Here is a 9531-nt window from a genome sequence, read left to right on the forward strand (position 1 = left end):
TCACAGTTCCGCGCCATCACCTGGAGGGTCCATGACCGACGCCGCCGACACGCTCGAGCAGATCCTCGACGACCGCTACAGCTGCCGAGGGTTCACGTCCCAGCCCGTCCCCGACGAGACGATCGACCGGATCCTGCAGATGGCCCAGCGCACGGCCTCGTGGTGCAACTCCCAGGCATGGCAGGTCGACCTGGTGAGCGGGTCGGCGACCTCCGGGTTCGCCGCGCACCTCACCGAGTACGTGCTGAACAACGGCATGCGATCGGATCTGCCGGCACCTGAGCGCTACGACGGCGTGTACGGCGAGCGCCGGCGGGAGAGCGGGTACGGCCTCTACACCGCGCTGGGCATCGAGCGCTCCGACAAGGAGGCGCGCCTGACGCAGATGTTGGAGAACTACCGGTTCTTCGGCGCCCCACACGTCGCGGTGATCACCTCGGACGCGGGCCTGGGCACCTATGGCGCGGTGGACTGTGGGGGCTACGTGGCGACGTTCCTGGCGGCGGCGTCCTCACTCGGCGTGGCCACGTGCGCCCAGGCCGCCCTCGCGCTGTACTCCGACGGGGTCCGCGAGTACCTGAGAATCAGCGACGACCGGATGATCGTGTGCGGCATCTCCTTCGGGTACGCCGACCCGGAGCACCCGGCCAACACCTTCCGGGCCGGCCGCGCGGACCTCACCGACGTGGTCCGCCGCCACGGCTGACGGGTTCCGGGCGGGCTCGGTGGTCCGCCGCCACGGGTGAGCGGGGCCGGTGGTCCGCCGCCACGGCTGACCAGGTTCCGGGCGGGCCCGGTCCGTCAGTAGAGTTCGCGGTTCTTGGGCTTGCCCGAGATGGCCTGGCGCACCTGGTTCCCCTTGTAGATCGCGACTATCCCCGCGAGTATCGCCACCACGGTGAAGAACGAACTGGCGAACAACGCGATCGGCAGCGCCACCACGGTCACGCCCAGCGCGATCGCCGTGGTGCGGGCATCCTTGCGCACCTGCTGCTTCTGGGCCTCGATCGAGTTCGGTTGGTAGGGCTGCATGCTCATGATGTCAGGATTCCACATCTCGCAGCCGCGCCGCGTTCTCGGTGGTCGCCACCCCGGCGGGCTCCCATTCGACGCCACCGGACGTCCGGGTAGCCAGGATCGGACCCAGCACCTCGAGGTCACCGGCCACCGTCAGTTCGACCCGCCCGCCGTAGTCCACGCCGAGCACCTGCGCCCCCGCTGCGCGAACGGCTCCCTCGAGGCCCCCTGCCAGTGAGTGGTCGACCTCGGCCCGCCACGTCTGGGTTCGTGTCACCTCCACGATCCGACCCGCCCGCCACGCCTCGTCGACCGCGGACGACACCGCGGAGCCGTACGCCCGGACCAGCCCGCCCGTACCGAGTCGCGTTCCGCCGAACCACCGCACGACCACCGCCCCGACCCCTGTCACCCGACTTCCGCGGAGTACCTCCAACATGGGGGTGCCGGCGGTTCCGGAGGGCTCGCCGTCGTCGTTCGAGCGCTCGATCCGACTGGACCCGGGGACGTCCACCAGGAACGCGCTGCAGTGATGGCGCGCGTCCGGGTGGGCACGACGGAGGTCGGAGATCAGGTCACGGGCGGCGGCCTCGTCGTCACACCTCCTCAACACCGCGAGAAACCTCGAGCGCCTCTCCTCGTACGTGCCCGTGACGTCCGGGCCGGCGGACAGCCTGAGCACACGAGTCGCGGAGTCGGTCATCGGACCAGTATCGCCGCGCCGCCCCCGCTCGCCCACATTCCCTACCCTGGGGGTGTGACCTCCGCGAGCAGTGACACCTTCTCCGTCTGGGCGCCGACAGCCGAAGCCGTCGGTCTGGTCCTGGACTCCGCCGACGCCGATCCTTTTCCCATGACCCGCGCTGCCGACGGCTGGTGGTCCTCGACCGTCGTGCGGGAGCAGGGCAGGGACTACGGGTTCGTGGTGACGGGCGACGACGGCCAGACGAGCGATCCGCGTCCCGACCCGCGGTCGCCGCGCCAGCCGCACGGCGTGCACGGACTCTCACGGGTGCACCGGGTGGACGCCACCCGCTGGTCGGACGCGCACTGGACCGGTCGCCAACTGGCGGGGTCGGTCCTGTACGAGATGCACGTGGGCACCTTCTCCCCCGGCGGCACTCTGACCAGCGCGATAGATCACCTCGACGACCTGGTGGAGCTGGGCGTCGACATGGTCGAGGTGATGCCCGTGGGTGCGTTCAACGGGGAGTACGGCTGGGGTTACGACGGGGTGGCGTGGTTCGCCGTGCACGAGCCGTACGGCGGCCCGGACGCGTTCCAGCAGTTCGTGGACGCCTGCCACGCCCGCGGGCTCGGCGTCTGCCTGGACGTGGTCTACAACCACCTGGGCCCGTCCGGGAACTACCTCCCGGAGTTCGGCCCGTACCTGTCCGCGGCCGACGGACCGTGGGGGTCGGGGCTCAATCTCGACGGACCGCACTCGGGCGAGGTGCGTCGGTACATCATCGACAACGCCCTGCGCTGGTTCGACGAGTTCCACGTGGACGCCCTGCGGTTGGACGCGGTCCACGCCCTGCACGACGGCTCGGCCGTGCACCTGCTCGAGCAGTTGGCGGTGGAGGTGGAGTCCCTCTCCGCCCACCTCGGACGACCGCTGTCCCTGATCGCGGAGTCGGACCAGAACGACCCGCGGCTGGTCACCGCGCGCGAGGGCGGCGGGCTGGGCCTCACGGGGCAGTGGGACGACGACGTGCACCACGCCGTCCACGCCGCGGTCTCCGGGGAACGCCAGGGCTACTACTCGGATTTCGGCTCCCTCGAGGCGTTACGTCAGGTGCTCACCGGGGCCTTCCTGCACGCGGGGACATGGTCGGCGTTCCGGGGCCGGGTCCACGGCCGCCCGCTGGACGTCGAACGGGTGCCGGGCAGCCGCTTCGTCGCCTACACCCTGACCCACGACCAGGTGGGCAACCGCGCCGCGGGCGACCGGCCGTCGGTGAACCTCACCCCGGCCCAGCAGCTGGCCAAGGCCGCGATCATCCTGTGCTCCCCCTTCACCCCGATGTTGTTCCAGGGCGAGGAGTGGGGCGCCCGGACCCCGTTCTGCTTCTTCACCTCGCACCCCGAACCCGACCTCGCCGAGGCCGTGCGCCGGGGACGGACCCGCGAGTTCGCCGAGATGGGATGGGACCCGGCCACCGTGGCCGACCCCCAGGACCCGGAGACGTTCCGGCGGTCGGTGCTGGACCGGTCCGAGCAGTCCGAGGACCAGCACGCCGGGATCCTGCGCGGGTACCGTGCGCTCATCGCGCTACGGCGGGCCGAACCCGAGCTCAGCGATCCGTGGCTCGGTGCGGTGCGCGTGCGGTGCGGGGTCGAAGCCGACGACGGCCGCTGGTTGATCGTCCACCGCGGCTCTCTGGCGTTGGTGGTGAACCTCGGAACCGAACCGAGCAGGGTCCCGGTCACCGGCGACGAGGTGCTCACTTCGGGAGCGGTGGTCGACCATGACTCGGTCTTCTGTCAGGCCTTCGGATTCGCGGTGGTGCGCACCCACACGGTGACGGGGTAGACCGGGCTCAGGTCAGGTACTCGTACGCCGCGGTTCCGGGCTCGAGCCGCTCGCAGTCGATACGCGAGGCGTCCATGCGTTCGAGCAGTGAATGCAGACCGGTGGCCGAGCCGAGTTCGATGCCCACGAGGGCGGCCCCGTACTCGCGGTTGTTCCTCTTGAGGTATTCGAACTGCGTGATGTCGTCCTCCGGCCCCAGCACCTCGTCGAGGAACCGACGCAGCTGACCGGGTTCCTGGGGGAACTTGACCAGGAAGTAGTGCTTGAGGCCCTGGTGGACCAACGACCGTTCGATGATCTCGCTGTACCGCGAGACGTCGTTGTTGCCTCCCGAGATGATGCAGACGACCGTCGCACCCTCCTCGATGTCGAGCTGGTCCAGCGCGGTGACCGCCAACGCGCCGGCGGGCTCGGCGATGATCCCCTCGTTCTGGTACAGCTCCAGCATCGCGGTGCACACCGCGCCCTCGTCCACCGTGAGGACCTGGATCCGCTCGGTCATCGAGGAGATCACCCCGAACGGGAAATCGCCGAGCCGGGCCACTGACGCGCCGTCGACGAAGGTGTCGACGGTGTCCAGGGTCACCGGTTCCCCCGCTTCCAGGGCCCTGGTCAGCGACGGGGCCCCCGCGGGTTCCACCGCGATGACCTTGCAGTCAGGGGCGTACTCCGCCAGGTAGGTCGCGAGCCCGCCCACCAGTCCGCCACCGCCGACGGGCACGACCACCGCGTCGGGGACGCTGTCGAGTTGCGCCAGTATCTCCGCCGCGATGGTCCCCTGGCCGGCCATGGTGTCCGGATGGTCGAACGGCGGGACCATCGTCGCGCCCGTCCGCTCGGCGTCCGCGCGGGCGGCGGCCTGAGCCGCGTCGAAATTGACGCCGGTGACCACCAGCTCCACCCAGTTGCGTCCGTGGGCGAGGATCCGGTCGCGCTTTTGTTTGGGGGTGTTGGTGGGAACGTAGATGCGGCCGTTGATCCCCAGGCTCCGGCAGGCGAAGGCGACGCCCTGGGCGTGGTTACCCGCACTCGCGGTCACCACTCCGGCGCTTCGCTCGTCACCGGTCAGCTGCGACATCAGGTTGTACGCACCACGGATCTTGTACGACCGGACCGCCTGCTGGTCCTCGCGCTTGAGCAGGATCGTCGCACCGGTCTGCTCACTCAACCGCTCGCTCTGGTGCAGCTCGCTGGCGAGGATCACATCGCCGATGCGGCGGGCAGCGGTGTCGATGTCGTCGGGGGTCACGACCTGGGTCGCGGCGGAGTCGGTCACGGTCACGACGACCAGTGTCCCACCGCGCGGTCTGTCACCGCCAACTGGTCATCCGGTGAGGCAGCCCGGCCCGAGGAGCGCCTTGAGATCCCCCATGAGCGAAGACGATGTCTCGACCCGCAGATGGTCGTCCAACCGCAACACCGTGGACGACGTCCCGTTGACCAACCGCAGGTGGACGTCCGAGGGACCGGGGTGCCGCCCGAGGACCTGCTTGAGGGCGGTGACCGTCTCGATGGTGCACATCTTCGTGGGCAACGTCAGCGCCAGCGGGGCGCCGTTGCCACCCACGACCAGGTCCGGCACCTCGAGGGTGTCGCCGAACACCGAGACCCGGTCCTCGCGGATGTTGATGCGAGCCTTGACCAGGACGACAGCGTCCTCGGCGATGTCGAGGGCGGCGAGGCGATAGGTCTTGGGGAAGAAGAGCACCTCGACGCTGCCGTTGAAGTCCTCGATCGTCACGATCGCCCACGGTTCGCCGTTCTTGTTGACCCGCCGGTCCACGCCGGAGATGATCCCGCCGATCGTCACCGCGGTGCCGTGCGGGAGCTCGCCCTCGTGGATGGTGGCGATAGACGTGTCGGTCTTGGCGGCGAGCGCGGGCTCCAGCCCGTCGAGCGGGTGGCCCGAGACGTATAGTCCCAGCATCTCCCGCTCGAGCGCCAGCTTCTGCTTGATGTCCCACTCCTCGTCGGGGACCCGGACCGCGAAGACGTCACTGAACGCCGAGGCTCCCCCGGCCTCCTCCGCATCCCCGCCGCCGAACAGGTCGAACTGACCCACCGCCTCGGCCTTCTTGGTGGACATCACCGACTCGACCGCGTCGGCGTGGACCAGGAACAAGCCCTTGCGCGGGTGTCCCAGGGAGTCGAACGCTCCGGCCTTGATCAGCGATTCGGTGACCTTCTTGGTGCACGCGGTCTGGTCGATCTTCGCCAGGTAGTCGGAGAAGTCGGTGAACTCCCCCTTCTCCTTGCGCGCGGACACGACGGAGTCCACCACGTGCGTACCGACATTGCGGACCGCACCCATCCCGAAGCGGATGTCCTCGCCCACCGAGACGAAGTTGGTGAGCGACTCGTTGACCGACGGCGGCAGCACCCGGATCCCCATCTGCCGGCAGTTGGACAGGTACAGCGCGGCCTTGTCCTTGTCGTCGCCCACGGAGGTGAGCAGGGCGGCCATGTACTCCGCCGGGTAATTGGCCTTGAGGTAACCGGTCCAGAACGACACCAGCCCGTAGCCGGCCGCGTGGGACTTGTTGAATGCGTAGGAGGCGAACGGCTCGATGGTGCCCCAGAGCGCGTCCACGGCCTCCTTGGAGAACCCGCGCTCACCCATGCCGCCGGAGAACTTCTCGTACTCGGCCGCGAGGACCTCTGCCTTCTTCTTACCCATGGCCTTGCGGAACCCGTCGGCCTCACCGGCCGTGTAGCCCGCGAGTTCGCGGGAGATCGCCATGATCTGCTCCTGGTACACGATCAACCCGTGGGTCTCGCCCAGGATCTCCTTGAGCGGCTCCTCCAGCTCCGGGTGGATCGGGGTGAGCTCCTGTTTGCCGTTCTTGCGGTCGGCGTAGTTCCAGTGCGTGCCCATCCCCATCGGCCCGGGTCGGTACAGGGCGAGAGCGGCCACGATGTCGTTGAAGCCGGTGGGCTTCATCCGCTTGAGGAGCTCGCGCATGCCACCGGAGTCCAGCTGGAACACCCCCAGCGTGTCGCCGCTGGCCAGCAGGTCGTAGGTCGCCTGATCGTCGGTGCTGAGCGTGTCGAGGTCGATCTCCTCGCCGCGGTTGGACTTGATGTTCTCCAGGCAGTCGCCGATCACAGTGAGGTTGCGCAGGCCCAAGAAATCCATCTTGAGCAGGCCGATGTCCTCGCACGAGGGGTAGTCCCAGCCGGTGATGAGGGCGCCGTCCTGGGCACGCTTCCACATGGGGATCACGTCGAGCAGCGGCTCGGAGGACATGATCACCGCACACGCGTGGACGCCCGCCTGGCGGACCATGCCCTCCAGCCCGCGGGCGGTGTCGTAGATCCGCTTGACGTCCGGGTCCGTCTCGATGAGCTGGCGGACCTCCGAGGCCTCGCCGTAGCGCTCGTGCGTGGGGTCGGTGATGCCCGACAGGGGGATGTCCTTGGCCATGATCGCCGGCGGCAGGGCCTTGGTGATCCGGTCGGCGATCGCGTAGCCGGGCTGGCCGAAGTTCACGCGGGCGGCGTCCTTGATGGCGGCCTTGGTCTTGATGGTGCCGAACGTGATGACCTGGGCGATCTTGTCCGAACCCCATTTCTCGCTGGCATAGCGGATCATCTCGCCGCGGCGGCGGTCGTCGAAGTCGATATCGATATCCGGCGCGGACGGGCGCTCCGGGTTGAGGAATCTCTCGAACAGCAGGCCGTGCTCGATCGGGTCGATGTTGGTGATCTTGAGTGCGTAGGCCACGAGCGCACCCGCCGCGGAGCCCCGGCCCGGACCGACCTTGATCCCGATGGAACGGGCGTACTCGATGAGGTCACCGACCACGAGGAAGTACCCGGGGTACCCCTTGCCCTTGATCACCTCGAGTTCGAACTGCGCGCGGTCCAGGTACTCCTGCGGTACCCCCGCGGGAAAGCGCCACTCCAGACCCTTGTGGACCTCACGGGCCAGCCACGTGTCCTCCGTCTCGCCCTCGGGCACCGGGAACTTGGGCATCCGGTCCCTCGGGGCCCAGATCTCGTCGTACGGCTGGACGCGTTCGGCGATCCACAGCGTGTTGTCGCACCCACCGGGGACCTCGGGATCCCACTGGGCCCGCATCTCGTCGGCGGACTTGAGGAAGTACCCGTCGCCGTCGAACTTGAAACGGTTCTCGTCGGCGAGGGTCTTGCCCGTCTGCACGCACAGCATCGCCTCGTGGGCGTGGGCCTGTTCGCGGGTGACATAGTGGCAGTCGTTGGTCACCAGCGGCGGCATACCCAGGTCCCTGCCCAGCGCGACCAGGTCCTCCCGGACCCGTCGCTCGATGTCGATTCCGTGGTCCATGAGCTCCAGGAAGAAGTTGTCCTTCCCGAAGATCGACTGCCACTTCTCGGCCGCCTCGTAGGCCTCCTTGCGCTGACCCAGGCGCAGGCGGGTCTGGATCTCTCCGGAGGGGCATCCGGAGGTGGCGATGATCCCCTCGGAGTGCTCGGCGAGGATCTCGGCGTCCATGCGGGCCCACTTACCCAGTTGTCCCTCGTACGAGGCCAGGGAGGACAGCAGGAACAGATTGCGCAGACCGGTGGCGTTCTCCGCGAGCATGGTCATGTGGGTGTAGGCGCCCGACCCCGCGACGTCGTCACCCTTCTGGTGCTTCTCGCCCCACAGCACACGCTTCTTGTTGAACCTGGACTCGGGGGCGACGTACGCCTCGATGCCGATGATCGGTGTGATCCCGGTCTTGACGGCCTGCTTGTAGAAGTCCGAGGAGCCGTACATGTTCCCGTGGTCGGTCATTCCCACCGCCGGCATCCCCAGCCTGGAGGCCTCGGCGAACAACGGGGTGATCTGCGCCATCCCGTCGAGCATCGAGAACTCGGTGTGATTGTGCAGATGCACGAACTGGGATCCGCCCACGCAGCATTCCTCCTACGGCTTGTCCGGCCCAGTGTAGGTCGCCGCTCCGACACGACCCGAAACCCCAGCACGCGCCGAGCGTGGCGACCGCCCCGCCAGCGTGAACGCGATCACCGCGGTCCAGATCAGCGCGAAACCGGCCCACTGGACCGCGTCCAGCCGCTCGCCCACCACGAGCAGTCCCCAGGCCATCTGCAGGATCGGGATGATGTACTGCAGCATTCCCACGGTGGCCAGGGGGATGCGCTGGGCGGCCGTCGCGAACAGGAGCAGGGGCACCACGGTCACCACTCCGCTGGCGGCGAGCAGCGCCGAGTGCCCCACCCCGTGCCCGGTGAACGTGCCCGCGCCGGTCACACCCAGCCACACCAGCACGGACAGGGCGAGGGGGGCGATGACCAGCACCTCCCCGGTCATCCCGACCACCGGGTCCGCACGGAGCTTCTTCTTGACGACCCCGTAGAAGCCGAAACTCGTCGCGAGCAGAAGCGAGAGGTACGGGACGTGTCCGTATCCCGCGGTGAGAACGCCCACCGCGACCACGGCGAGGGCCACCGCGCCCACCTGGGGCCGGTTCAGCCGCTCGCGGAAGATCAGGACCCCGAGCAGGACGCTCACCAGGGGGTTGATCGTGTACCCGAGCGCGGCCTCGGTGACCCGTTCGGAGTTGACCGTGTAGACGTAGACCCCCCAGTTCACGGTGATGAACCCGGCGGCCCCGGCGATCCGCGCCCACGAGAGACGGTCGAGGGACCACAGCTGCCGCCATCGCCGGGTGACGGAGAGCACCAGCGCCATGATCACCAGCGACCACACGACGCGGTGGCCCACGATCTCGACCGCACCCGCGGGTTCGAGCAACGGGAAGAACGCGGGGAAAAATCCCCACAGGGTGTAGGCACAGGCACCGGCGAGCATCCCGATCGCCACGGACCGGTCGGTGGGGTCCCGCTTCCCGATCACCACGCCACGGTCACGCATCCGTGCCATCCCGGCTCCCTGACGTTCACGCCGACGGGACGGGCGCGTCGTCCGGCAGCGGGAGCGCGGCGTCCACCTGCTGTGGTTGGAGGGGCCGGACGGCGAACCGCTGCCACAC

General features: G+C 68.7%; 7 protein-coding genes. 2 read left to right on the forward strand and 5 right to left on the reverse strand.

All coding sequences use genetic code 11. From position 1 onward, the window contains the following. Positions 1-31 precede the first annotated feature (31 nt). Positions 32-706, forward strand: a complete 675-nt coding sequence (locus tag IY392_RS09230) for a nitroreductase (RefSeq protein ID WP_194861051.1) — start codon at positions 32-34, stop codon at positions 704-706. 95 nt (positions 707-801) lie between these two features. Here the strand turns inward: IY392_RS09230 and IY392_RS09235 are convergent, their stop codons facing one another. Further along, positions 802-1038, reverse strand: coding sequence for a hypothetical protein (locus IY392_RS09235; protein ID WP_095717309.1), 237 nt, complete (start codon positions 1036-1038; stop codon positions 802-804). A gap of 4 nt (positions 1039-1042) precedes the next feature. Beyond that, positions 1043-1720: a YigZ family protein gene (locus IY392_RS09240; RefSeq protein WP_182612448.1), complete on the reverse strand. Its 678-nt coding sequence runs from the start codon at positions 1718-1720 to the stop codon at positions 1043-1045. A 54-nt stretch (positions 1721-1774) separates the two neighbouring features. Here IY392_RS09240 and treZ point away from each other — a divergent pair, with 54 nt between their 5' ends. Further along, on the forward strand, positions 1775-3553 hold the full coding sequence (treZ, locus tag IY392_RS09245; protein WP_194861052.1) for a malto-oligosyltrehalose trehalohydrolase: 1779 nt from the start codon (positions 1775-1777) through the stop codon (positions 3551-3553). 7 nt (positions 3554-3560) lie between these two features. On the opposite strand, the gene ilvA is transcribed toward treZ, so the two are convergent. From ilvA to rarD, 3 genes are read right to left on the reverse strand one after another with little or no spacing between them, the layout of a single operon-like run. Then, positions 3561-4835: a threonine ammonia-lyase IlvA gene (gene ilvA, locus IY392_RS09250; protein WP_107756234.1), complete on the reverse strand. Its 1275-nt coding sequence runs from the start codon at positions 4833-4835 to the stop codon at positions 3561-3563. A gap of 42 nt (positions 4836-4877) precedes the next feature. Then, positions 4878-8432, reverse strand: coding sequence for a DNA polymerase III subunit alpha (gene dnaE / locus IY392_RS09255; RefSeq protein ID WP_194861053.1), 3555 nt, complete (start codon positions 8430-8432; stop codon positions 4878-4880). Between the two features lie 12 nt (positions 8433-8444). Then, positions 8445-9422 carry an EamA family transporter RarD gene (rarD, locus tag IY392_RS09260; protein WP_375292907.1) on the reverse strand — a complete coding sequence of 326 codons (978 nt, stop codon included), beginning with the start codon at positions 9420-9422 and terminating at the stop codon, positions 8445-8447. Positions 9423-9531 lie beyond the last annotated feature (109 nt).

The organism is Dietzia sp. SYD-A1 (assembly GCF_015356725.1).
GTDB lineage: Bacteria > Actinomycetota > Actinomycetes > Mycobacteriales > Mycobacteriaceae > Dietzia.

Coding starts and splice junctions, on each gene's coding strand:
- IY392_RS09230 (WP_194861051.1), top strand. CDS start 32: ATGACCGACGCCGCCGACACGCTCGAGCAGATCCTCGACGACCGCTAC.
- IY392_RS09235 (WP_095717309.1), bottom strand. CDS start 1,038: ATGAGCATGCAGCCCTACCAACCGAACTCGATCGAGGCCCAGAAGCAG.
- IY392_RS09240 (WP_182612448.1), bottom strand. CDS start 1,720: ATGACCGACTCCGCGACTCGTGTGCTCAGGCTGTCCGCCGGCCCGGAC.
- rarD (WP_375292907.1), bottom strand. CDS start 9,422: ATGGCACGGATGCGTGACCGTGGCGTGGTGATCGGGAAGCGGGACCCC.